Below are 24,181 nucleotides of genomic sequence, written 5' to 3'. Positions count from 1 at the left end.
TGGAAGCGCGCATGCACTCCTCGCGCTCCCGGAAACCCGAGGACATTCGCCCGGGTGCGCGTGCTCCGCATCCAGGTTCGCGAGAACCCGAGAACCTCTGGGGACAAGAGGACAGGCGGCCCGCCTCGAGTGATGGGCAGACGAGTCCACGGGCGCGGAGCCTGGACGCCAGGGTGCCTAGGTTGGACACGCGTGGGCCCTCCGCGCGACACCCCGCCAGACCCCGAGGTTGGACCTCCCGGCGTGAACGTCACGCGCAAGTTCCACCACTCCGTCGCGGACTACCTGCGCGACCTCACCCGGGTGGAGAAGCGCTTCTGGGTGCTGGTGGTGGCGGTGGGTCTCATCGCGGGGCTGGGCGCGGTGGGGTTGCTCAAGGTGCTGCGCTTCACCCAGGAGCTCTTCTGGCGGAGCGCATCGGAGGACTTCCTGTCCGGAGTCGCGGCGGCGCCCACGTGGCGGCGACTGCTCATCCCTGTGCTGGGCGGGGCGCTGGTGACGTTGTTGTCGCTCGTCGTCGGTCAGCCGCTGCGGGGCCACGGCACCGCGGGCATCATCGAGTCCATCTGGGTGCGCTCGGGACGACTGCCCCTGCCGCGCGCGCTGTTGCGCGGGTTCGTCTCCATCCTCGCCGTGGCCATGGGTGCGCCCCTGGGCCGTGAGGGCGCGCTGCTGTCCACAGGGGCGGCGAGCGGCTCGTCGCTCGCCCGGTGGCTCCGGTTGGGTCCGGGACAGGCTCGCCTGCTGGTGGCGTGCGGGGCTTCGGCCGGCATGGCGTCCGCGTACAACGTGCCCATCGGCGCGGCCCTCTTCGGGCTGGAGGTGCTGCTGGGCAGCTTCGCGCTGGAGCTGTTCGGCCCCATCGTCGTCTCCTGCGTGGTGGCCACGCTCGTCTCGCGCCTGCTCATCGCGGACCACCCCAGCTACGTCATCCCCGACTATGCGCTCCTGCACCCGCGCGAGCTGCTCCTGGCGGTGGTGCTGGGCGCGGTGCTCGGCGTCGCCTCCGCGTTCTACGTGCGGGGCGTCAACGTGATGTCGGATTTGCTGGACCGCGCCGCGTCGTGGCTCGCGCCGTTCCTGCCGCTGCTGGCGATGACGTTCGTGGGAATCACAGCGGTGTGGCTGCCCCAGTTGCTGGGGAACGGCTACGACGCGGTGAACTCGGCGCTGCTGGGGCGACTGCCCTTCGCGCTGCTGCTCGTGTTGCCCCTGGCGAAGCTCGCGCTGACGTCGCTGTGCGCGGGCGCGGGGGTGCCGGGCGGACTCTTCACGCCGTCGCTGTTCTACGGCGCGCTGCTGGGCGGCGCCTTCGGGATGATGGCCGAGCGGCTGCTTCCCGGCGGTGCCCCCAGTGGGGCGTATGCGCTGCTGGGCATGGGGGCGGTGCTGGCGGGGACGACGCATGCGTCGGTGTCCGCGGTGCTGCTCATCTTCGAGATGACCGGTGACTATCCGCTGGTGTTGCCGCTGATGCTCAGCGCGGTGGTGGCCGCCGCCGTCAGCCGGCGACTGGAGCCCGAGTCGCTCTACACATCCGTGCTCAACCGTCGCAACGTGCGCATGCCGGCCACCATCCCCCATTGGCTGCGACAGGAGGGCGCGCGGGCGTTGCTGAAGCCCGTGAGCCAGCGCGTATCGCCCTCGGCGCCGTTCCAGGAAGTGGTCGCGTTGCTGCTGGAGGCACCCGCGGGGGAGGACCTCTACGTCACGGATGAAGAGGGCCGGTACCGGGGCATGCTGGTGCTGGATGCACTCAAGGGGCATGTGCCGGACCACGCGCTGCTCCAGGCGACCATCGCCGAGGACGTCATGGACACGCAGGTGCAGCCCATCACACCCGAGCTGTCGCTGGGAGAGGTGGCCTCCCGGTTCGCGCGGACGGCGCTCGAGCGGCTGCCCGTGGTGGACGGTGGCCGTCGGCTGCTCGGAACCATCTCCAAGAGAGACGTGTTGAGCCAGGGTACTTTCTGAGGTCGAGGACCCCCGTGGACGAGCCAAAGGGACTGCGCGGACCCGCACGCGCGTGGAGCATCGTCGCGATGTCCCTGCTGTGCATCGTGCTGGGCACCGTGTTGCTGCGCGAGCCCATGCCCGCCGCACCCCGGAACGCACCCCGCGTCGAGGAGCCCACCGAGGCACCGCCCCCGCTCACGCCCGAGGAGCGCCGCTCCATGTACCGCGCATGGCCCATGTTCGAGGGCTGGCCGCTGCCCCAGCTTCCGGCCGGCGACCTGGAGCCGGAGCAGCCGTCGCGGCCCGCGCCACGTGAGGACGAGTCACCCGCTCGAAAGACCGGGGAATGACGGAGCCTCGCGAGCCGAAACGAAAGCCGCTCCAACTCCGCGCGAGGGAGAAGCAGCTCGCCCGCTCTCCGACCCTGGCGCCGAGCCCAGGGCCCGGGGCTTGTTTCACAATGACTGTCATTCGGGATTCCACGGACTCGATGACACGACTCGTGGATTCCTCTCTCCAGCCCCGGCGCTGACACTCCTTCCTGTTTTCAGACATGCGTCATCCACGCTCTGAGCACGGCGCGACTTCACGTTCCGCCCTCTCGCGCGGAGGGGCGCGGACACTCGTGTGGCTTTGTTTGTGATGAGGCCCGCACGCGCGATGATTCGTCTCAGGCGCCAAGGCACCTGGGCGTGAAACACGCGCGGTCCGGCCCATGGGTACACACTTTCGATGCTCTTCCGCGCGCTCTCGCTTCGTCCTGTCTCGTCCGCCTCGCTGGGGCTCGTGCTCACGCTGCTGTTGTCCGTCACGTCGGCGGGCGCGGCCACCAACGCGGAGGCGGCGCAGAAGGCGCTCGACTTCGTCAGCGCGGACGCGGTGGGGTGGTCGGGCATCTTCGGCTGCACCGCCTGTCACCGGCATGGCGCGGCCCTCTACGGCCTGGCCCACGCGGGCGCCTCCGGCTTCGACCTGGAGGCCGTCACGCGCAACGGCCGCACCAACCGCGAGAACATGGAGACGATGGCGCGGGACCTCCAGGCGCAGCAGGAGCCCGACGGCTCGTGGATTCACGAGCGCATCCACTACCGCAACGCGCGCTCCAGCTACTCGGCCTTCGGGCTCGCCGGTTACGACGCGAAGGTGGGCACGCGCTACACGGAGGCGCTGGTGCGCGCGGCCGACTGGGCGGTGAGCACCCAGGAACTGAGTGGCCGGTGGGTGGAGGACTTCCCCTTCGAGCCCGTGGGCGCCTCCAACGTGGGCATCACCGCGCGGCTGATGACCGCTGTGGCCCAGGCCCGCGAGCGCGTGGACCCGGCCAGGGCCGCGCGCTACCAGGAGTCCCTGCGACGCGCCGCCGCGTACATCCGCGCGCACCTGGATGACATGACCGACGGGCCGCTGGAGGACAGCCAGCGCTACACGTTCCAGGTGGCCTGGGCCGCCGTGGGCATGAAGGTCGCCGGCCCCGGTGAGCAGGGCGAGAACACCGCCGCGCTCGACTCGCTGGCCTCGCGACTGCTCGCGACGAGAGCCCTGGGTGATGCACCGGGCTGGGGCAACCTGGACGGAGCACCCGCGGACGAGACGTCCACCAGTCTGGCGCTGTACGCGCTGTGCCTCGCGGGTCGCAAGCCGGGCGCGGATGGACGGATGACCCAGGCGCTCGACTGGCTCAAGTCGCGACAGGCCGAGGACGGGAGCTGGGGCGTGGGCACGCGCTATCCGGACATCCCCACCACCTTCGGCGCGCTCGCGCTCGCGTGCTTCGGGGACTACAGCGTCAGCGTCGCCGTGGACGGCGCTCCGAGCAGGCCGCTGGAGCAGGACCTGCCGCGAGTCCAGAGCGCCACGTACACGCTCACCGTGCGCAACCATGGCTACAAGGCGGACACGTACACGCTCGACACGCAGGGTGGACTGACGGGGTGGACGGCGACGATTGCCCCCACCACGTTGGAGCTGGGCCCCGACGCCGAGGCCACCGTCACGCTCACCGTGTCCGCGCCTCCGGGGCTCGCGCCGTCCCTCTCGTCGGGCGTCATGGTGGTGGCCGCGTCGGACAGCACGCACGGCGTGAAGGGCTCCGTGCTCGTCACCACGTACACGAATCCGCCGCCGCCCACCCAGGGCCTGCCGACCACCACCACCGTGGAGTCACCCGTGGACGGACAGCTCACGGTGGCGCTGGACAACGTGCTCTCCGCGCGAGTGACGGGTGAGGACGGCTGGGAGGCGCGAGGCCCGGGTCTGGGTGTGGTGACGTTCATGGTGGCGGGTGTCACCGTGGGCGCGGACAACGACGCGGATGGGGACGGCGTGTACTCGCTCGTGTGGCGACCGCGTGCGACGTGGGACGTGCTGGGGGCCTCGGATGTGCGCGCGGTGTACTCGGGCGTGACGCTCCAGCCGATGCGGGACAACCGACTGGGCAGCTCCTCCTCGCGCGCGGTGGAGATTCTGCCGTCGCCCTATCCGAGGCCCTCGGTGACGCTGTGCGGACTGCCTGGCTTCACGAGTGATACCTCCGTGGGCGTGTGTGGCTTCGTGACGGCCCTGGCCCCGGGTGCCTCCATCGAGTCCGTGGCCTTCCTCCTCCATGGCGAGCGCTACCCGGTGGTGCCGGACTTCAGCGGCGGCTTCGTGTGGACCGAGCTTCCGTTGCGCGACGGAGCGAACGTCATCCGGCTGGTCGCCATGGACACGCTGGGCGGACAGGCGAGCCAGGAGGCAACGGTGATGGTGGATGCCACCGCGCCCGAAATCACGGTGCTCTCGCCCGAGGAGGACTCGACGCTGGCGGACGGACAGGTGGAGGTCCGCGTGGTGGTGCGTGACTGGTCGCCGGTGCGCGTGGAGACGAACTGGATTCACGTCACCGACCTTCCCGCGGGCGGTGGCGCGGTGACGCACACGGTGGGGCTCGCTCAGGGGGCGAATGACGTCCTGATTCGCGCGACGGACGCGGTGGGCCATGTCACCGAGCGCGTGGTGCGCGTCTGGGTGGATGCGCAGGCCCCTTGGGTGGCCACGGGACTTCCGGACGGGTGGCTCGTGGGGCCGCAGCCCGATGACGTCCTGGCCTACGACCTCGGCGTGTACGCGGAGTCGGCGACCCAGGTGGAGGTGAGCCCTGGTGGAGGCATGTACTCGTTGCCGCGCGGGGGTGGCGGAGTGCGGGCGCTGCTGCCCCTGAGGCAGGGTGACAACGTGTTCACGCTGACCGTGACGAACGAGGCGGGCCTGCGCACGACGCTCACTCGCACGGTGCGCTACGACAACGCGCCTCCCGTGGCGGAGCTGCTGATTCCCCAGGCGGAGGGGACGTACAGCGGCGTGGTGACGTTGACGGCGAGCGTGACGGACGCGGTCAGCGGCGTGCGGAGCGTGGCCTTCACACGAGACGGCTCGGGCATTCGCGGCGCGACGCTGAACGCGGAGGGCCTGTGGACCGCGGAGCTGGACACGCGCGAGCTGATGGACGGCGCGCACACCGTGGAGGTCTGGCTGGAGGACCCCGCGGGGAACTTCGCCCTCCAGACGTTCCCCCTCTTCACGCACAACGCGCCATAACGCACGAGCACATGGCTAGGGACGGGTCCGAGACAGCCGGCGCATCAGCTCCGAGTGCGCGGGGTGCTCGGACACCAGCGACTCCGGGGTCGGCATCTCCCAGTCGGAGAAGTCGAAGCCCGGGGCCACCGTGCAGCCCACCAGCGAGTACGCGCCTCGAGACTCCCCCGCCTGCAACACGCCCGCGGGGACGACGACTTGAGGCTGCTCGCCCTTCGTCACGTCGCGCCCCAGCACGACCGTCTCCAGCCGTCCGTCCTCGCCCACGAGGTACAGCGCGAGCGGCGCTCCTTCGTAGAAGTGCCACACCTCGTCGGAGGTGACGCTGTGCCATGCGGCGAAGGTATCCTGCGTCAGCAGGTAGTAGATGGCCGTGCCCGCGGAGCGAGTCCCCCGAGGGGTCTCCACCTTCAGCGCCGCGCGGTACGTCTCCTTGTAGAAACCACCCTCGGGATGCGGCACGAGGCCCAGCCCGCGAATCAGCTCGTCGACCATGGGCGCAGTCTACGCGCCGTCAGCGAGGCAGCGGGGTGGCGACATAGTCCGTCCCGTTGGCCGCGTGGCATCCATGACAGGTGTCGTGTCCCCGGCCGTAGTAATTGTCGTCGTAGTCCGGCCCGAAGCCCTCGTAGAAGACCCAGGTGTTCTTGCCCGAGCCCTCGGACACCTTCACGTCGAGCGCGTGCCCTCGCACCGTCTTCCCGTCCGACTCGAAGAGCTCCTTCACCGTGATGCTGCCCACCGGGTGCGTGGCGTTCCCCGCCTCCATCGACTGCGCCAGCATCGGGTTGAAGAACACGCGGACCTTGTCCCCATGGGAGTTCACGGACTTGCGTGGCGCGGGCTCGGCGAGCCAGCCCCGGTAAAGCCCCTGCCGCACGAAGGCGGTGATGCCCGCCTCGGACGTGTCCAGTTCCCCCACCACGCCCAGCCCTTCATCCACGGAGGAGGACGGACCACAGGCGGTCAGCAGCAGGAGCACGGCGCACGGCGCGAAGCACAGTCGCACAGGGGGACCTCGTCACGTGACGGCGGGCCATGGGCCCACCCGAAGGGTGTCGTTCCCCGCTACGTCGGCGCGTGCCCCGTGGTTACAGCCCGGAGGTGCATGGATTCCAGGAGGGTCCTCCGTCCCCCAAGCGCGAGACCCTACCTGTTCCATCTTCCAACGTGGGGCCACCCTGTTAGGTTGTGACCCAGGAGGTCGTCACCCATTGTTCCAACCCAACCCCCGGGTCCTGTCGATGATTGCCCCCTTCTCCCGCCTCGCGTGCCTTCACCTGGAACGGTCGATGCGTCCGCTGTGCGACGCGTCCGCCAGGAGGACTCTCGCGAGGCACGGATGCACCCACGAGCACACCGCGTCGATGGATGACGTGGACGCGTCCCTCACGAGGCACGACCGGAGCGCGGGGTCCAGGCGTCTCGGACGCACCACCGTCACGGTGCTCCGGGGGTCGCCATGATGACGGGCCATCCGCTCGCGCTGCGTCCGGGGATGAAGGTGGGCCCCTGGCGTGTCCTCGCTCGGCTCGGCCAGGGCTCCTTCGGCGCGGTGTTCCAGGTGGAGCACGGCGGGCGACTGCATGCGCTCAAGTTCGCGCTGCGCGGGCCGGGCAGTGACGACCTGGACCGCACGGACGCACGGGCCATCCGGGAGCTGGCGTGTCTGCTCCATGCCGTGCACCCCCATGTCGTGCGCGTCTGGGCCCACGGGCGCTGGCCAGATGCGCGGACGGGCTACCACTACGTCGTCCTCGACTACGTGGAGGGCGCCACGCTGGCCGCCTGGGTGAAGCGCGAGGCCCCCTCCGCGCGCCGCGTGGCGCGCCTGTTCTCCCGACTCGCACTGACGCTCCAGGAACTCCACGCGCGCAGCGTCTTCCACCGCGACCTCAAGCCGTCCAACATCCTGGTGCGCGCCATCGATGACTCCCCGGTCCTGGTGGACTTCGGCAGCGCGAACCACGCCGAGTCCCTGCCACTCACCGAAGGTCCCCTCCCTCCAGGCACGCCCCAGTACCGCAGCCCGGAAGCCCTGCGCTTCCACCGCGAGCACCACTCCCAGAAGAGCGCTCGCTATGCCTTCCGCGCCACGGATGACCTCTACGCCCTGGGCGTGACGCTCCACGAGGTCCTCACGGGAACACCCGCCTTCTCGCTCACGCTCCCACGCGAGGTGCTGGCCGAGCACATCGAGACGCGCATGCCGCCACCGGCCTCCACGCTGAACGAGCACGTCCCCCTCGCACTGGAGGCCATCACCCAGCGGCTGCTCCGCAAGCGTCCCGAAGAACGGTTCCCGGATGGCGGCGCGCTGCACGATGCGCTCGAAACGGCGCTGCGCGCGGCGACGCTCGACTGGGACAGGCCCCTGTTCTCACGACCACCTCCCGAGAAGAACGCGACGGACTCCCGACGCGCCCCGGGTGATTCCTCCACCCTTGGCCCCTGGCCCACACCCCTGATCCACAGGCCCCCGAGGAGGCTGACACCTCCAGGAGGCTCCCGTTCCCAGGCGAGGCCCACGTCCTCATCCGGAGGAGGCGCGCGGGCGCATCCCCGGGAGGCCCTGCCCCGCAAGGCACGCCGAGAACTCCGCATCACGCTGAGCCCCTGGATGGTGGGCGCGTGGGTCGTGTTGATCCTCCTGCTGGGGTGGGCGCTCTCGGCCCTGCGCTGCGCACCGGAGGCCGCCCTCTCTGGGACGATGAGCCCCGACAAGGTGCTCGTGGCATCACCCGTCCCGAGGTGAGTCACCCCAGCGGGCACGTCGGTGGATCCTCCGCACGAACCGGTCGGATCCACACGGACTCCAGCGGACCTCCGAACCTCGCGGCCCACGAGCCCAGGACACAGCCCCCGCGCTCACGGCGCCGGGGCCCGGTGCCTCACTTCTTCTTCTGCTGCATCGCCGAGGCGACCAGGTTCATCAGCTTGAGCTGCACCGGGGACAGCTTGCGCAGGTTGCGCATCAGCCGCCGCATCTCCGGCGTGTCATCCTCGCGAGACTTGCTGCCCGCCTTGTCCTTCGCGGGCGGCGGCGCGGCCAGGTCATCACCCAACCCCAGCAGTTGGTGGGGCGGCACATTCAGCACCACGCACAGTCGCCGCAGGTTCTGCACGCTGGGGAGCATGTGACCTCGCTCCAGGCGGCCGTACACCTCCGACGCCATCCCAATCCGCTCCGCCACATCGGCCTGCGTCAGGCCCATCCGCACCCGGGCAGCCCTCGCCGCCGCGCCCAGCATGCTCGCCAGTTCTGTGTCCATGCGTGTGTCAGTCGTCCACGAAAGGAGGGCCCCGCTCCAGGCGCCTCGGAAGCCCCTAGATAACCCTGAAGGTCGGGTACTTTCACCATACCTTCAGCGTTTTTTCAAACGCGCGCCACGCCTCGCGCGCGCCTCTCGCGGCCTCCGCTTCACTCGCACGTCACGGTGATGAAGACGCGCTCTCCGCCACGTCCATCAGCGCGCGGCGTCGCTCCGCCGCGGTGAAGAGCAACGCCAACGGCAACCCGAGGAACACGGCGTGCAACACGATTTGGGGGAACTGCGGCACGTCGAGGAACCACGGGTAGTAGCCCCGCGCGATGAACTGGAAGTCCACCAGCCACACCGCGATGCCGAACAACATTCCCACCGCGGCCTGGAACTCCCAGCGTCCCCGTCCATCCACCGGAAGCATGGCGTCGAGGAACGAATAGAACACGCCCACCAGCGCGGACACCGCCAGGTGGAGGCCCACGCCCACCAGCACCATCGTCCCCATGGGGAAGCCTTCGCCAAAGACTCGAGGCCCCAGCACCATGCCCGCGGACATGCGCACCGGCCGCATGGGACTGTCACCCGCGGCCAGGGCCATCACCACCTCCGCCAACCCCAACACCACGCCCGCGATGACGCCGAACAGCAGCCCGTTCGTGGCAGACCAGGGGGTGTATCTGCGCCGTGCCGCCATGGCTTCTCCTTGTCCGGGGCCACGTGCCTCCCCGTGTGTCGAAACGTGAGCACGCGGGCCGCGAGCGGGCAGCCAGGGCACGACGACGGCTCGGGGTGCCGCCTCCCCCCCGGCCACCCGGGCGGGCTCGTCCTCTTCTCGGGCGAGGGCACGGCGAGGCTGATCCCCCGCCCTCCTTCCGAGCGGAGGACCCCTCGTCACCTGTCGTTTCTTCCGGCCTCTTTTGCTTCCTCCTGTAACTCCTTCAGCTTCGAACCATCTCCCCCGCACCCAGAGGGGAAGAACGGGGTGGATCCGCGCGGGCACGGGATTGGCAAGGGAGTCCCCCTGGAAAGGAACGTCGACGCCAGGACATGCCGCAGCTCCGCCACCGCCCACCCGGACCGCACCGCATCCACTACTCGCCCCAGGCGTGGCGAGAGGTGGGGCGTATGAGCGCGGAGGCCTTCGGGGCGCTGCAGGGCGCGCTGGAGCGGCTGGGGGACACCACCGTGCGGGGTCCGTTGCCCGAAGGCGGCGGCCTGGGTCGACACGTGCTGGCGCACCATGGGCTCGTCCTGGGCTACTCGTGGGACGAGCGCTCGCGCACGTTGACGTTGCTCTCCCTGGAGCGCGAGCCGTGAGCGCCGGCCCCCCGCCACTCAGGCGGCGATGGGCAACATGCTGCGCACCGCCTCCAACAGCTCCTCCACGGAGAAGGGCTTGCGCAGGAGCGCATTGGCGCCGGGTGGAATGTCGGTGGTGACGGCGGTGAGCACCATCACCGGAACGTTTCGCAACCGGGGGATGGTCTGCCGCCGCGCGAGGAACTCATGCCCGTTCATCTCCGGCATCATCAAGTCCAGCAGGATGAGCCGGGGCACGTAGCGCACGTCGGAGAGCTCCTCCATCGCCTCGCGCCCATTGGTCGCGATGGTGACGTCGTAGCCCTCGCTCTCCAGAATCTCCGCGATGGCGGCACGGATGTCGTCCTCGTCCTCCACGACGAGCACGGAGCTGTGCTTCGCGACGCTGGCCATGGTGGACAGCATAGAGGTCCCCTCCCCCTCACGGCGACCCTGGGGGCGAGTCTACGCGGCGAAAGTGGACAGAATCGTGCGCCCGCGCGTCGGGCGCCACGCATCCTGACGGGGAGGACGGGCTCGCTCACGACGCGCGGGAAACACGCGAGGCGCGAGGCGATGTCACGGGTGGAGTGCCAGCGAGGTGTCGCAGCATCGGCCAGGTCGGCCGCCCCCCACGGAAACGTACATTCCCGCACGGGGACCTGCGGCCGAGGGGCCCGGGACTTACCCTCACGCCGTTCCACGCCCTAGCTTGAGGCGCCATGTCCCGCACGACGGACAGCTCGACGACACGACAGCCAGGCAGTGCACCGGGAAGGGCTTGGAAGGCGCGGGCCTGGGCCGAGCTGGAGGCCGCACGCGCCCGCGTGCTGCGCATGCTCGCCGGACTTCCGGAGCACGTGCTGATGAACCAGCACTCGCCGTTGATGTCACCGCTCATCTGGGACGTCGCGCACGTCGCCAACTACGAGGAGCAGTGGCTGCTGCGAGCGCTCGGCGCACCGGCGCTGACGGACCCGGCCTTCGACGCCATCTACGACGCCTTCCAGCACCCCCGGAACACGCGCGCCCTGCTGCCGCTGCTGTCCCCCGAGTCCGCGTTCGCCTACGCCGCGCGCGTGCGTCAAGCCGTGCGCGCGCACCTGTCGGACCACGTGCCCGAGGACAGCGAGGCCCCGCTGCTGGTGGGCGGGTACGTCTTCGGCATGGTGGCGCAGCACGAGCAGCAGCACGCGGAGACGCTCGCCGCCACGCTCCAGTTGATGACGGACGTGGAGTACCGCATCAGCTCGCCGCGTCCGCATCCGAGCCCCGTTCCCATCACCCGCCAGCCCGTCTTCATCCCCGGCGGCACGGTGCGCCTGGGCAGCGAGTCACCGTGGGCGTACGACAACGAGCGGCCCGCGCACGCGCGCGAGGTCGCGCCCTTCCTCATGGATGCGCACCCCGTCACCAACGGGGACTACGTCGCCTTCGTCGAATCGGGGGGCTACGACGACGCGCGCTGGTGGCATCCCAAGGGCTGGGACTTCGTGCGCGCGGAGCAACTGCGCCACCCGCAGTTCTGGCTGCCCCAGCAGGGCGGGCACTGGCTGCGCAGGCGCTTCGGACAGGTGGAGCCGCTGCCCTCGAACGAGCCGGTGCAGCACGTGTGCTGGTACGAAGCGGACGCGTACGCGCGCTGGGCGGGGAAGCGGCTGCCCACGGAAGCCGAATGGGAGACAGCGGCGCGCGGCTCGGACGGCGTCGCGCGCGAGCACCCGTGGGGCGACGACGCGCCCACGCCCGCGCACGCCAACCTGGGCGGTGACGCGTGGGGCCCCGCGCGAGTGGGCAGTCATCCCCAGGGCGTCAGCAGCGAGGGCGTCTGGGGCCTGTTGGGAGATGTCTGGGAATGGACGGCGAGCGACTTCCATCCCTATGCGGGCTTTCGCGCATATCCCTATCGCGAGTACTCGGAGGTGTTCTTCGGCGACGACTACAAGGTGCTTCGAGGCGGGGCCTGGGCGAGCGCGCCCGTGGCGGTACGCAATGGCTTTCGCAACTGGGACTACCCCATCCGGCGGCAGATTTTCGCCGGCTTCCGTTGTGCGTCAGAGGTGAGGTGAATCAATGAGGTCGACAGTGCAGCCGGTGGAGACGACTTCGGGCGAGGGGACGCGGGCCGTCCCCGGGGTGAAGGTGGAGGTGTACGTGAAGCCGGGCGACGCGAAGCGCGCCCTGCGACAGGAAGTGCTCCAGGGGCTGTGCGGCTCGCCCAAGGAGCTGTCACCCCGGTGGCTCTATGACGAGCGGGGCAGCCAGCTCTTCGACGACATCACCCGCCTGCCGGAGTACTACCCCACGCGGCGTGAGCGGGAAATCCTGCTGGCCCATGCCGGAGACGTGGCGAGGCTGAGCGGCGCGACGACGCTCATCGAGCTGGGCAGTGGCACCAGCGAGAAGACGCGCCTGCTCCTGGATGCGATGGAGGAGGCGGGACAGCTGTCGCGCTTCGTTCCGTTCGACGTGAGCGAGGCGTTCCTCCGGCGCGCGGCGGCGTCCCTGGCGCGCGAGTACCCGGGCATCACCGTGCACGCGGTGGTGGGCGACTTCGAGCACCACCTGTCGTGCCTGCCCGGAGGCGGACGGCGACTGGTGGCGTTCCTGGGTGGCACCATCGGCAACCTGAAGCCGACCGAGCGAGCGCGCTTCCTGCGCGAGCTGTCCTCGGGCCTGCAGCCCGGTGACGGCCTGCTCCTGGGCACCGACCTCATCAAGGACCGCGCGCGGCTGTTCGCCGCCTACAACGACAGCGCCGGGGTGACGGCCGAGTTCAACCGCAACGTGCTGCGCGTGCTCAACCGCGAGTTGGGCGCGGACTTCGACCCGGAGGCGTTCGAGCACGTCGCGCCCTTCGACGAGCACAACGCCTGGGTGGAGATGCGCCTGGTGTCGCAGCGCACGCAGTCCGTCTGGCTGTCCTCCCTGAAGCGCCGGGTGGACTTCGCCGAGGGCGAGGTGCTGCGCACGGAGGTGAGCTGCAAGTTCGAGCAGGCACGCGTCGAGGCGGAGCTGGACGCGGCGGGGCTGGGACTGGCGGCGTGGTGGACGGACGGAGCGGGTGACTTCGCCCTGTCCCTCGCGCTCAAGCGCGGCTGAGTTCCAAGGGCTCGGACCTGGGGTCGGGCATCACCCGGCCACCAGGTCCGGCGTCATCCGACGACTAGCGTCGGGGGTTGCGACGGGACTGCACGCGCACGGGCACGGGCTGCGGCATGGGCCGAGTCCAGGCAAACCACAGCGCGGCGAGGACGGTGACGGCGAGCCCTCCAGCGGCGAACAGCCGCTCCCCCACGGGGCTGAGGTCCACGGTGGCAAGGTGAAGGGGGAGCATTCCGGTGAACGACATGCGGGGAACTCCTTGCGGGGCGCTGCGTGGAGGTCCGGAGGATGGGCTGGGGTGTTGACCCACCACGGGCCGGGGGAACGACAAGGTTAGGGACTCGCGAAAGAATCTGGAAGTCCCCGTGCGACGATGGCGACGCGGCGTGCACGGAAGTGCACCCCTCGTCCCAAGCTCGGAGCCATCCGGTTCATCTTCTCATCCATAATCGGATGGACGCCCGGCGCTCGCTGAATGTTCAGCACCGCGCCACGCCTGCCTGCTCTCGGGCGTCAGACAGGGAGCGCGCCACCAGGTTGGCGCTCCTGGAGCAGCCGCATCAGCTCCACCTTCATGCACCGGTCCTGGACCACGCGGATGCCGGCACGGGCCAGCTTCTCCGCCGCCGCGTCATTGCGGATGCCCAGCTGGAACCACACCGCGCGCGGCTTCTTGGCGAGCAGGTCCGGCACGTGCGCGTCGATGTCCTCCGGGCGACGGAACACCTGCACCAGGTCCACGTCCCCCGGGATGTCCGCCACGGCGGAGTACACGGGCCGGCCGAGGATGGGCTCCTTCTCGCCGTGCACCGACACCGGGACGATGTCGTAGCCGTGTTTCTGGAGGAACGCCGGCACCGAGTACGCCGGCTTGTGCGCCTGCGCCTCCGAGCGGATGCCCAGCACCGCCACCCTCCGCGAGTGCTCCAGCACTTCCCTCACGCCCGCGTCGTCCTCGACGAGATTCGCTCTCCAGTCCATGACCACCTCCTGGAGCCAACCTTGCCATGCTCGCTCCCGGTGACGACCCGTCCGACGCCGAAACGGCGCGTTCGTTCTGCGGAAGGCAACTGGACCCTGGAGGTCCAGTGCTCGGGAGCGCGCGCCTCTTCGTGAGCGGGGACATGGGCCGGGCCAGGGGCTCGGTGGCTCGCTCGCGGGGCGAGGAGGCACCGGCCCGTCATCGCAAGGCCGCGCGGCTACTTGGACTGGGAGGACTGGACTTCGATTTCGCGGCACGCCTCGGTGGCAAGCCGGACATCTTCCGGTGAGGCGCCGGGCAGCGTCGCGCAGAGGAACAGGTCGTTGCCCACGCGGCGGGCACCGAAGAGCGCGGGGGCCTGAAGGCCAATGCCACCGTCCGCGAGCTTCGGCGCCATCGTCACGCGCAAGAGCGAGTAGGTGTCCTTGGACTCTTCCTGGTCCAGCGACACCTCGAAGTTCTTCGACTCCTCGCGCACGCGCTCCGCCAGCGCGTCCACGGTGGGCAGCTGCTCACCCTGGCCTCGGCGCAGGTCCACTCGAAGCACCGGGCGGCCGGGCGGGCCCGCCTGGAAGCTGTCGTCGGGAGCGACCTGCGCGGACCAACCGTCCGGCAGTGGAACCTTCACACCGGAACGAGGGGTCTGCGCGGCGCCGTCCGGAGAGAGGGCGCCGGAGTCGGCACCCTCGTCCTTGCAGCCCTTGCAACCGGACAGCAGCGACAGCGCCAGCACCAGGGCTGGCGCGATGTGCGCGCGCTGACGCACCTTACTTCTTCGACTCGCCGCCAGGAGGAGGAGGACGCGCCGAGGCGGCGTTGCCACCCAGGTTCTCCATCTTCAGCGTGCCCTCGAAGACGACGCCACGGTCCATGGACAGCGACGGCGTCTCTAGATTTCCCTTCACGCGGCCCGGAGTCTTGAGCTCGATGATCTGGGTGGCCTTCACGTTGCCTTCGACCTGACCGTTGATGATGACGGTGCCGGCCTGGATTTCGGCATTGACCTTGGCGCCATCCCCAATGACGAGCACGTCCTTGGTGATGATCTGCCCCTGGAACTTGCCGTCGATGCGGACCTGCCCCTCGAAGGTAAGCTTCCCCTCGAACTCGCTTCCCTTGCCCAGAAGCGTATGAACCTCACCAGAGCGCTGCGACACGGATTCCTCCTCCCGCTTGAACAGGGGCTTGCTGGGTGCTTCGTCTTTCTTCCCGCCAAGGAGCGCCACGCGCTACTCCTTCCTGAGCAGCTTCAACAGCCGGTCCAGGTCATCGTAGGAGAAGAAGTCCACCTCGATGGTGCCCTTTCCGGGGCTTCGTTCGGTCAACCGGACCTTCGTCCCCAAACGACGTTGGAGCTCTTCCACCAAGGACTTCACCTGCGGGCTCTGTTTCGGCGGCGTCTTGCCCGCATCCTTCTTGCCGTGGGTGCGACTCTGCTGGACCAGCCGCTCCGTGTCACGCACGGACAGCTTCTTGTCGGCCACTTGCTTGGCCAGGTTTTGCAGCTCGGGCAGGCGGGGGACGCCCAGGAGGGCGCGCGCATGTCCCATGCTCAACGAGCCGTCCGCCACCATCAGCTTCACGTCCGCGGGCAGCGCGAGCAGGCGCAGCGCGTTGGCCACCGTGGAGCGCTCCTTGCCCACGCGCTGGCTGACCTGCTCCTGCGTGAGGCGGAACTCGTCCGTCAGGCGCTTGTAGCCCTCCGCCTCTTCAATGGGGTTGAGGTCCGCGCGCTGGAGGTTCTCCACGAGGGCCAGCTCGAAGGCCTGGACCTCGGTGACGTCCTTGATGATGGCGGGCACTTCCTTGAGGCCCGCGGCCTGGGAGGCGCGCCACCGGCGCTCACCGGCGATGAGCTTGTAGCCGCCGTCCCCGTCCTTGCGCACGAGGATGGGCTGGAGGATGCCCTGCGTCTTGATGGACTCGGTGAGCTCCTTGAGCTTCTCCTCGTCGAAGTAGCGCCGGGGCTGGTCCTTGTCCCGGTGGATGGCCTCAATCGGGAGCTTGAGGACGCCGGCCTTGAGGGCGGCCTGTTCGGCGGCCTTGCCGGGAGCGGCCTGGGGGATGAGTGCGGAGAGCCCACGACCGAGGGCGCGCTTCTGCGTGTCTGCTTTCACCAAGTCAGGACTCCAGCGCCGCGAGGAGACTCACGACGGGCATGGGCGACGCAAAGGCTCGCGGAGGGCTTCAGGCGACCCGCCGGCGGGGCGTCTTGGGAGTATCGCGCTTCATCAGTTCGCGGCCGAGGGCGAGGTAGCTCTCGCAGCCCTTGGACTTGATGTCATAGAGGATGATGGGCTTGCCGAAGGACGGGCACTCGGACAGGCGTACGTTGCGCGGGACGACGACCTGGAAGACCTGTTCCTTGAAGTAGCCGCGCACCTCGTCCACGACCTGGTGGGCGATGTTGGCGCGAGCGTCGAACATGGTGAGGAGGATGCCCTCCATCTTCAGGTCGGGGTTGAGGCCCTGCTTCACCAGGTCGATGGTGTGCGTGAGCTGGGAGAGACCCTCGAGCGCGTAGTACTCGCACTGCAGCGGGATGAGGACGGAGTCCGCGGCGGACAGGGCGTTGAGGGTGAGCAGGCCGAGCGAGGGCGGGCAGTCGATGATGATGTAGTCGAACTCGGAGGCCAGGGGGCGCAGGGCGTCGCGGAGGCGGAACTCGCGGTTCTCCAGGTTGACGAGTTCGACTTCGGCGCCGGTGAGGTCGGGCGTGGCGGGGACGACCTGGAGGTAGCGCAGCTCGGTCGGGTGGAAGAGCTCCTTCATGGGGCGACCATTGAGGAGCGCGTCGTAGATGGTGCCGTGGAGCTTGTCCTGCTTGAGGCCCAGGCCGCTGCCGGCGTTGCCCTGCGGGTCCATGTCAACCAGGAGCGTGCGGCGCTCGGCGGAGGCGAGGCTCGCGGCGAGGTTGATGGCGGTGGTCGTCTTACCCACGCCACCCTTCTGATTGGAGATGCAGATGATTCGACCCACGAGCCCCATCCTCTCTCTTGCCCGGCGAGAGCCGGGCGCCGTGCGTGATGCGGTGCACGACTGCACGCTGATCCGCTGCTAGCACGCGATTCGGTGTTGGATCAAATTCACGGCGCTCCCAGCGTGACGACTCTTTTCGAGGGCTTCCAAGCAAGCCGGAAGGCCTGATTCCGGAGACTTGGAGCACGGTTTCCTACGTCCAGAACCCGGCCGACCGGGCGTTCGCATCCTGGATTCGGGCGGCGTGGGGAGACTGCTCGGATGCCCTCCTTATAAGGGGGCACGCGGGTGACGGGGGTCGGTGTCGCCGCTCAAGTCCGTCCGCGCACGCGTTCCATATGGAACGGGCCTGCTCGACTCGCGACCTCCGTGCACCGTTCAAATGGGTTGGGTGACGTGGAAGCGCTGGGCAACCTCGCCGGACGATGAGGCCCACCCAGGCAGCATCGGAAGTGCCGGTTCGTACCGACTCGCAACCTTCATCGCCTGTCCGCCATGAAGCGCACTGCGGTTGCCCTGCGATGGCGCGCACCCTCCATGCGCTGTCACGAGCCCTCGCGTGAGCCACCTCTTCGCCCGTGACTCGTTCGACATGAAGTGCGCTTCGACTGTCTTCCGCGGTGGCAGCTGTTCATCGCTGCGCTGTTGGTCGCCTTCGCATGAGCCGGACCACCATGGCGCTCGTCCGTTCAACATGAAGTCGCCTCGGGGTCATCGGAGGTGGCGGCTGTTCATCGCTGCGTTGTTGGTCGCCCTCGCGTGAGTCGGCTCACCACGGCTCTTGTCCGTTCAACACGGCACCGTGCGGCAACCCGATGCATTGTCGGAAGCACCAATATGAACCGGGCCGTCACTGCTCATGCCTGTTCGTCATGAGGTGCGGTTCGGCCACCGTCCGATGCGTCATCATCGAGCGCCCTCGCACGGGCAGGTCCGCCATCTCCATCCATCACTCGTTGGACTTGATGCATGGGTCGACCACCGTCCGATGCAGCGCTCCTCAATGCTCATCGGCGAGAGCCTGCGCATGAGCGAGCTCGGCACCTCCATCGCGCGTTCGACCTGAGACGTGGGTCGACCACCGTTCAGTTCATTGAGGCGTCATCATCGAGACCTCCGCATGCGCCACTTCGCCACCTCCATCACCCATCCGGTGTGAAGCGCTGCACGACCCCGTCCGATGCGTCACCACCAAGAGCCTCCGCATGAACCGGTTCGCCACCTCCCCCGCTCATCCGGCGTGAGGCACGGCACGCCCTCCAATGCGTCGCCCGTCGAGGTCTCCTCATCGAGAGCCACCGCGCGAACCGGTTCGCCCACTCCATCACCCAGCCAACGCGAGGTGCGGTTTGGCCACTGCCCCATGTGGCAACCCTCGCGCCTCATCAACGAGCCTCCGCAGGAACGAGTTCGCTATCGCCAGCCGCCGGTCGACGTGAGGTGTGGGTCGACCACCATCCAGTCCGGCGCCCATCGCTGACTCAGCATCGGAAGCCTCCACGTGAGCGCGCTCACCACTCCCAGCACCCGTTCGACGCGAGGTGCAGTTCGGCCACTGGCCGGTGCGGCGCCCATCGCTGACTCATCATCGGAAGCCTCCACATGAGCGCGCTCACGACTCCCGACAGCCGTTCGACGTGAGGAGTGGCGCGACCACCATCCGGTCCTGCGCCCAGCACTGACTCATCACCGGACGCCTCCACATGAACGAGTTCGCTACCGCCAGTCGCCGTTCGACGTGAGGATTGGCGCGACCACCATCCGGTCCGGCGCCCATCGCTGCCGCATCATCGAAAGCCTCCACATGAACGAGTTCGCTACCGCCAGCACCCGTTCGACGTGGGGCATCGCGCGAACACTCTTCGCTGGTTCCAACTGACGCGGCGCGAACCGGCTCGCGACCTCCATCGACCATTCGACATGAAGCGAGGTGCAGCCTCGTTCAGCGATGAGCTCCGCCATCCGAGAGCTTTCAGCGGCGCCGCCTGAACTGCCCTACCGGCTCAACGGCCAGTTCGACACGCCATCCGTACCGCGAGCACCACGCTGGCATGAACCGGCACCCCCATCGCCACTCCACATGAAGCGATGCGCGCGGCCTGCGGTGCTTGGCGAACCCCAGCTGCCCGTTCGGCACCATCTGGACACGGGGCCGCGGACCGCACCTCCGTTTCACGCGGGCCACGGCGCGCGCGGCATCGAACTGGCCAACTCGCGCCAGACATCCTCCGCATCGATCGATTCAGCGTGAGGCTCTGCTTCGTTCCATCTGGTGCGCGCCGCGACCCTCACTCGATGCCGTGAAGTCATCGAAGCGTTGTCCGGCCTCCAGCGCGCGACCACCGTCCATCACACAGCTCGCTTCACGCTGAAGCCAGCAAGGATGAGCACACGGCATCGCCACAACCGGGGACGGACCCGACACGCGAACCACGTGGAGCCTGGGTCGGCACCCGGCCTCGCGAGTCCTCATCTCCACCCCCAGGACTCAGCGCGGTCACTTCACCTGCTCCGCGTGGAAGGCGACACGCGTTCGTCGCCGCCTCAGCACGCATCACCACCGCGGCGTTCCACATGGAACACGGCGGCGGCAACGCGGGCCCAAGTGGCTCACCGTGTTCACACGATGCCCGTTGTCCGCACCCATCGAACACGACACCCGTTCCCGCGTGGGACACGCCACGCTGAAGCGCGCTTCGGATGAACACCCGCGCACCGCATCGGCGCGCGCGTTCCACGTGGAACAGCCTCAAAGGCCACGGCGACCTCGGAACTCGCGCGCGACGCGCCGGCACCAGGCATCTGCCTGTCCGCGACATCGGCTCGAAGCGAGGGCACGTTGTCTTCGCGGATGAAGTCCGCCCTTCCGACTCGTGTCCGCGTTCCAATGTGGAACACGGCACGAGGGCCTTCAGACCATCGCGAAAGCGCAGCGTGTGAACACCTTCTCATCGGTCTTCAACACCACGTCGATGAGGCCGAGCACCCGTCACCACCCTGGCTGCTTCCGCGTTCCACATGGAACACGGCACCAGCGCACCACCACTGCTCCGCCCCCATCACCGTTCCACGTGGAACACGACCCGCGTCGCCTCAACTGCTCGCCGCAGCGTCACGCGGGTCAGCGTCGTTGAGCCTCACCGGACCAAGGTCCAACACCACGTCGATGAGGTGACGGCACATAGCGCGCGCCACCACGTGAACGGCTTCTGCGTTCCACGTGGAACACGAACTGCTCGCGACAGCGTCATGCAGGACGGCACCGTTGAGCCTCACCGGACCAAGGTCCAACACCACGTTGACGAGGTGAACGGCGCGCGGCGCGCAACACCTCGCGAACGGCTTCCGCGTTCCACGTGGAACACGACCGCGTCGCCTCAACTGCTCGCGACAGCGCCACGCAGGTCAGCGCCGTTGCGCATCACCGGCCAAAGCCCAACACCACGTTGATGAGGTGAACGGCACGTAGCTCGCCACCACGTGAACGGCTTCTGCGTTCCACGTGGAACACGAACCGCTCGCGACAGCGTCATGCAGGACGGCACCGCTGAGCCTCGCCAGGCCAAGGTCCAACACCACGTTGATGAGGTGAACGGCGCGCGGCGCGAACCACCTCGCGAACGGCTTCCGCGTTCCACGTGGAACACGACCGCGTCGCCTCAACTGCTCGCGACAGCGTCACGCAGGTCAGCGTCGTTGCGCCATCACCAGCCAAGGTCCAACACCACGTTGATGAGGTGAACGGCACGTAGCGCGCGCCACCACGTGAACGGCTTCTGCGTTCCACGTGGAACACGGGAGCATGAGGCTCCGCTACCGGCACGCCTCCTTGAGACCAGTTCAGGCGTCACCTCGTTCCACGTGGAACACGGCATCGCGTGAGCACGGGTTTCGACCGCTCGCGCGGACCGCTTTCGTGTTCCACGTGGAACACGATTCGCGCCGCATCGACCTCGCATGACCTCACGCATGGCGACATGCGGACATCATCGAGAACTCGCTCACGACCCTTTCTCGGCGAAGGCATCGACGCATCGCGAGCGCTGTCTCTTCGCGTTCCACGTGGAACACGAACGCGCGTGCATGGGCCGCACGGCACCAGCAACTGGACGGTCCACACAGTCCACGCACCACCGCGTTCCACGTGGAACACGGCACACGTCGCGCATCAGGAAGAGGGTTCGCCATCAGCTCGTTTCGCGGCAACACGTGGTGATGGAGGCCTCACGTGAGGCCCTCACCACCAGCCGCGGCATCTCGTTGAAGAGGTGGTGAAGCGCGTGATGCGTTCCACGTGGAACACGGATGCTCACCAGAACACCTGCGCGCGAAGGCGGCACATGCGTCGCCAGACCGAGCATCGCGGCGCACCTCCTCCGCGCATCGATGCCGATGCCCGGGCACGTGGAGCGGTGCTCATGCTCGCATCGGTTCCACGTGGAACACCGCACACGAACCATCAGGCGTCGCCACCACGAGACGGCTTCTCAGCCACTTCATCAGCAAGGCGAGGAAGCCAACGCGGCGCTCATCCGGACCCCTTCTTCGTTCCACGTGGAACACGGCGCACGGCATCGCGGGATGGCAGCGGCTTCATGCGAGTTCGCCAGCACCAACACCGTGAAGAAGCTTCGCGGCGGTCTCTTCAACCAGGTGAGGCCAGCACGCGATGGCCATCTGGACCTCTTCTTCGTTCCACGTGGAACACGGCATCGCCGGTTGGTGGAGGCATCACGCAAGTCGCCGCGCATGGCATCGCGAAGCACCTCCTTCAACCGGGCGCGACCTCAACGAGGCCCTCATCCCGGACCTCATCAGGGTTCCACGTGGAACACGGCATCGCTGGTTGGCGGGGCTTCGCACGAGTCGCCGTGCACGGCATCACGAAGCCTCTGCTTCAACCAGGCGCGGCCTCAACGAGGAACTCACCCAAGGCCCCGTCACCGTTCCACGTGGAACACGGCATCGATGGTTGGCGGGGCTTCGCACGAGTCGCCGTTCACGGCATCACGAAGCCACTGGTTCAACCAGGCGCGCCCTCAACGAGGAACTCAGCCAAGGCCCCGTCACCGTTCCACGTGGAACACGGCATCGCTGGTTGGCGGGGGCTTCGCACGAGTCGCCGTGCACGGCATCGCGAAGCGACTGCCTGAACCAGTTCAGGACCCGTGCCCCACCCTGGTCCCTTCACCGTTCCACGCGGAGCACGGCATCGCTGGTTGGCAGAGACTTCAGGTGAGTCCGCCGGCACGGCATCGCGAAGCGACCCCTTGAGCTGCTGAGGACGAACTCACCCAAGGCCCCTCCACCGTTCCACGTGGAACGCGGCATCTCCGGTTGGTGGAGGCACCACGCGCGTCGCCGTGCCCAGCATCGCGAAGCACCTGCTCCAACCGGGCGCGGACTCAACGAGACCCTCACCCAAGGCTCCGTCACCGTTCCACGTGGAACGCGGCGCGTAGCAACGCTGGATGACCGAGACCTCACGCAAGCCGGTGCGCACGCCTTCGCGAAGCGGCTGCTTCAACCGGGTGAAGAAACCCAGAGGACTCACCCTCGACCCCGTCACCGCTCCACATGGGGCGCGGCGCGTGGAAACCGCTGGCTGGCCGAGCCCTGCCTCACGTGATTCGGCGCGCGGCATCGAGAAGCCACGACTTCAACCGGGTGAAGCCACCAAGAGAACTCGCCCTGCCCCCCGCCACCTTCTGGGTGGAGCACGGCGCATGGCAACCGCTGGCTGACTGAGGCCCGCCTCACGTGATTCGGCGCACCATCGAGAAGCACCGCCATCAACCAGGTGAAGCCCCACCAAGAGAACTCGCCCTGGCTCCCGCCACCTTCCACGATGGAACACGGTGCGCGGCAACGCTGGCAGCGGCTTCACCGCGTCGGCATGCACGACCTCCAGAAGCGGCCCCTTCAACCAGGTGCAGCCAGCACGCGGCGCCCATCCCTCTTCGCCGTTCCACGTGGAACCTGACGCGCGGCAAGGCGTGATGGTTCGGACTTCACGCGAGTCGATAGCCACCGAAACCCTGAAGGGACTTCTCGGCGTCCTCACCAGAAAGAGGACGACCGCGGCACCCAAGCCGTGAACCACGGGGACCCGCACCACGAAGCCTCGATGGGTGAGCGACCTCGCCAGCGAGAAGCAACCCGAGCGGGACCGCATGACGTCGCGCACCGATGAACGGGGCACCACGGGGCGCGACCTCTCAAGAAAGCCAGAGGCTCCCTCACCGCATGGACTCGTCTCCGTTCCCGGGGTGCGCGGCTGAACGAGACCTCTCACGCGTCCTCATGGTCGGGCACCATCGAGACACGGCTTCTCGGGGTGACGGTGCAGGCGGCTCCGCACTCCGCCAACAACTGGCGCCCCCTCCCCCACCCACCAGGCAGTCTCTTCCCTTCACTCGAATCACGCCGTCCGCTGCACGCCGTTGCAGCGAAAGCGGCGCGAGTCGACTCCTCGCTTCGGGTTCCACATGGAACCTCACCGCGCTCCCCCTCTCGTTGAAGCAGGCTCAGCACGGGCCAGTCGCGTGGGTCTTCACTTCACGCCACCAGCAGGACCCTGTGCTCGACATCCCTCACGGGGCAGCAACTCCGGAGAACGGTCCGACAGCCGAGAGCACTCGCTGACTCCAGAGTTCGCGCCGTGGGGTGCAGGGCAGAAGTGACGGACAGCATCCCCTCCCCTCCCCCATCCGCGCTCCGTCTCGAAGGTCCACGAACGAGCACCTCGAAGAACCCTCACCCGGACGAACATCCGATGCGCCCCCATCTGGCGCGCTCGCATCCTCACTGCCTTGCGAGGTCCCTTCTCGCGCCCGTCCTTTCAGAGCCAGCAGTCGCCGCGAAGGTCCGGTCCCGCTGCCGCGACGCAAGCACCCCGCGTCCCTCACTCGCGACACCTCGCCGTGCGGAGGTTCGCGCTTCACGACCAGACCACCACCAACCTGCCCTCACCGATTCGGCTCAAGTGGGTCTGGGTCTCGCGAAGAATCCGCAGGCC

At 68.4% G+C, this 24,181-nt stretch carries 19 protein-coding genes; 7 read left to right on the top strand and 12 right to left on the bottom strand.

Annotated features, from left to right (window positions below):
• The first annotated feature begins 132 nt into the window (after positions 1–132).
• The 3 genes from HUA76_RS07380 (at position 133) to HUA76_RS07370 (ending at position 5,532) form a co-directional block, all read left to right on the top strand.
• Entirely contained in the window at positions 133–1,974 is a 1,842-nt protein-coding gene (locus HUA76_RS07380) for a chloride channel protein (protein WP_174456126.1), read from the top strand.
• 14 nt (positions 1,975–1,988) lie between these two features.
• Entirely contained in the window at positions 1,989–2,306 is a 318-nt protein-coding gene (locus tag HUA76_RS07375; RefSeq protein WP_371823436.1) for a hypothetical protein, read from the top strand.
• Positions 2,307–2,688: 382 nt separating this feature from the next.
• Positions 2,689–5,532 (top strand): Ig-like domain-containing protein, encoded by a 2,844-nt coding sequence (locus HUA76_RS07370; RefSeq protein WP_174460384.1) that lies wholly within the window; start codon positions 2,689–2,691, stop codon positions 5,530–5,532.
• A gap of 15 nt (positions 5,533–5,547) precedes the next feature.
• On the opposite strand, the gene HUA76_RS07365 is transcribed toward HUA76_RS07370, so the two are convergent.
• Positions 5,548–6,027 (bottom strand): cupin domain-containing protein, encoded by a 480-nt coding sequence (locus tag HUA76_RS07365; protein WP_174460383.1) that lies wholly within the window; start codon positions 6,025–6,027, stop codon positions 5,548–5,550.
• 19 nt (positions 6,028–6,046) lie between these two features.
• Complete coding sequence (locus tag HUA76_RS07360) at positions 6,047–6,541, bottom strand: hypothetical protein (protein WP_174460382.1); 495 nt, start codon at positions 6,539–6,541, stop codon at positions 6,047–6,049.
• A gap of 453 nt (positions 6,542–6,994) precedes the next feature.
• Between HUA76_RS07360 and HUA76_RS07355 the strand changes: the two genes are divergently transcribed.
• A complete protein-coding gene (locus HUA76_RS07355; protein ID WP_174460381.1) occupies positions 6,995–8,287 on the top strand; it encodes a serine/threonine-protein kinase in 1,293 nt (430 codons plus the stop codon).
• Positions 8,288–8,423: 136 nt separating this feature from the next.
• Here the strand turns inward: HUA76_RS07355 and HUA76_RS07350 are convergent, their stop codons facing one another.
• Both HUA76_RS07350 and HUA76_RS07345 read right to left on the bottom strand, forming a co-directional pair.
• Positions 8,424–8,804 (bottom strand): helix-turn-helix domain-containing protein, encoded by a 381-nt coding sequence (locus tag HUA76_RS07350; protein WP_141642466.1) that lies wholly within the window; start codon positions 8,802–8,804, stop codon positions 8,424–8,426.
• Between the two features lie 160 nt (positions 8,805–8,964).
• Positions 8,965–9,492 carry a hypothetical protein gene (locus tag HUA76_RS07345; protein WP_141642465.1) on the bottom strand — a complete coding sequence of 176 codons (528 nt, stop codon included), beginning with the start codon at positions 9,490–9,492 and terminating at the stop codon, positions 8,965–8,967.
• A 353-nt stretch (positions 9,493–9,845) separates the two neighbouring features.
• On the opposite strand from HUA76_RS07345, the gene HUA76_RS07340 reads away from it, so the two are divergent.
• On the top strand, positions 9,846–10,115 hold the full coding sequence (locus HUA76_RS07340; protein ID WP_254614006.1) for a hypothetical protein: 270 nt from the start codon (positions 9,846–9,848) through the stop codon (positions 10,113–10,115).
• Between the two features lie 18 nt (positions 10,116–10,133).
• Here the strand turns inward: HUA76_RS07340 and HUA76_RS07335 are convergent, their stop codons facing one another.
• Positions 10,134–10,511, bottom strand: a complete 378-nt coding sequence (locus HUA76_RS07335) for a response regulator transcription factor (protein WP_254614005.1) — start codon at positions 10,509–10,511, stop codon at positions 10,134–10,136.
• Positions 10,512–10,819: 308 nt separating this feature from the next.
• On the opposite strand from HUA76_RS07335, the gene egtB reads away from it, so the two are divergent.
• Both egtB and egtD read left to right on the top strand, forming a co-directional pair.
• Positions 10,820–12,166, top strand: coding sequence for an ergothioneine biosynthesis protein EgtB (gene egtB / locus HUA76_RS07330; protein WP_141642463.1), 1,347 nt, complete (start codon positions 10,820–10,822; stop codon positions 12,164–12,166).
• Positions 12,167–12,170: 4 nt separating this feature from the next.
• Positions 12,171–13,199, top strand: coding sequence for an L-histidine N(alpha)-methyltransferase (gene egtD, locus HUA76_RS07325; protein ID WP_174456121.1), 1,029 nt, complete (start codon positions 12,171–12,173; stop codon positions 13,197–13,199).
• 64 nt (positions 13,200–13,263) lie between these two features.
• On the opposite strand, the gene HUA76_RS07320 is transcribed toward egtD, so the two are convergent.
• From HUA76_RS07320 to HUA76_RS07290, 7 genes are all read right to left on the bottom strand, one after another.
• Positions 13,264–13,449, bottom strand: coding sequence for a hypothetical protein (locus HUA76_RS07320; protein WP_174456120.1), 186 nt, complete (start codon positions 13,447–13,449; stop codon positions 13,264–13,266).
• Between the two features lie 266 nt (positions 13,450–13,715).
• The gene (locus HUA76_RS07315; RefSeq protein ID WP_174460380.1) at positions 13,716–14,183 is read right to left on the bottom strand and encodes a CoA-binding protein; all 468 of its coding nucleotides are present in this window, start codon (positions 14,181–14,183) and stop codon (positions 13,716–13,718) included.
• A 218-nt stretch (positions 14,184–14,401) separates the two neighbouring features.
• Positions 14,402–14,950 (bottom strand): hypothetical protein, encoded by a 549-nt coding sequence (locus HUA76_RS07310; RefSeq protein ID WP_141642459.1) that lies wholly within the window; start codon positions 14,948–14,950, stop codon positions 14,402–14,404.
• Position 14,951: 1 nt separating this feature from the next.
• Complete coding sequence (gene bacM / locus HUA76_RS07305) at positions 14,952–15,410, bottom strand: bactofilin BacM (protein ID WP_141642458.1); 459 nt, start codon at positions 15,408–15,410, stop codon at positions 14,952–14,954.
• 3 nt (positions 15,411–15,413) lie between these two features.
• Complete coding sequence (locus HUA76_RS07300) at positions 15,414–16,304, bottom strand: ParB/RepB/Spo0J family partition protein (RefSeq protein WP_141642457.1); 891 nt, start codon at positions 16,302–16,304, stop codon at positions 15,414–15,416.
• Between the two features lie 67 nt (positions 16,305–16,371).
• Positions 16,372–17,163 (bottom strand): ParA family protein, encoded by a 792-nt coding sequence (locus tag HUA76_RS07295; protein WP_141642456.1) that lies wholly within the window; start codon positions 17,161–17,163, stop codon positions 16,372–16,374.
• 1,716 nt (positions 17,164–18,879) lie between these two features.
• The gene (locus tag HUA76_RS07290; RefSeq protein ID WP_174460379.1) at positions 18,880–19,125 is read right to left on the bottom strand and encodes a hypothetical protein; all 246 of its coding nucleotides are present in this window, start codon (positions 19,123–19,125) and stop codon (positions 18,880–18,882) included.
• Positions 19,126–24,181 lie beyond the last annotated feature (5,056 nt).

This window comes from Myxococcus sp. CA056, assembly GCF_013336715.1.
Taxonomy (GTDB): domain Bacteria; phylum Myxococcota; class Myxococcia; order Myxococcales; family Myxococcaceae; genus Myxococcus; species Myxococcus llanfairpwllgwyngyllgogerychwyrndrobwllllantysiliogogogochensis.
Note: the sequence above shows the minus strand (reverse complement) of the source record. Positions and strands in the feature narration are given on the sequence as shown.